The organism is Stenotrophomonas sp. A3_2 (assembly GCF_036624925.1).
Taxonomy (GTDB): domain Bacteria; phylum Pseudomonadota; class Gammaproteobacteria; order Xanthomonadales; family Xanthomonadaceae; genus Stenotrophomonas; species Stenotrophomonas hibiscicola.
Genome location: NZ_JAZKVY010000329.1, coordinates 1 through 512, shown reverse-complemented (window position 1 = coordinate 512; position 512 = coordinate 1). Strand labels below are relative to the sequence as shown.

At 68.0% G+C, this 512-nt stretch carries 1 protein-coding gene; it reads left to right on the top strand.

All coding sequences use genetic code 11. The features are described from left to right. Positions 1-302: 302 nt before the first annotated feature. On the top strand, positions 303-512 hold a 210-nt coding region (locus R5H29_RS15690; RefSeq protein WP_332329428.1), incomplete at its 3' end, for a hypothetical protein.

Sequence of the window (512 nt, the reverse complement as noted above, 5' to 3'; positions counted from 1 at the left end):
GGGGTCGACCGTGGTCGACACGGTAGATCCACGCCATGCGTGGATCCCTTGCGCTCAATGGTCGAAATATTCGATTCCGATGGATTGGATCCACGCAACGCGTGGATAGACCATCCGTCACCGGAGATCTGTCGAAGGCGGGGCGGTGTGGGTTGGCCGGACCGTTGGCGCCATGGGCCCGAGGCATGCCTCGGGCGGGGTGGGCAGGACGCCCCACCCCGGTCGTGCCGTGTGCGCCGGCCCGCGCCCACGCGCAAGGCGCGCCCGCGCCCCCCCAACCCGGCCCCCCCCCCCACTCCCCCATGAACCACGTTTTTGGTTTTGGTGTTGGTGTTGCGGGCCGGCGCCCGGCACTACCACGGGTGCAGGGCTGCAAAGCCCTGCAGAACAAACCCACCCCCTACCCAGGTAGGGCGGCCCGCGCGCCAGCGCCGGACTATCCTCGAACCCATGCCTTCGTCTGGGAGGGCTGCGTCATGAACTACGAGGAAACCTACCGTCGCTCGATCGAC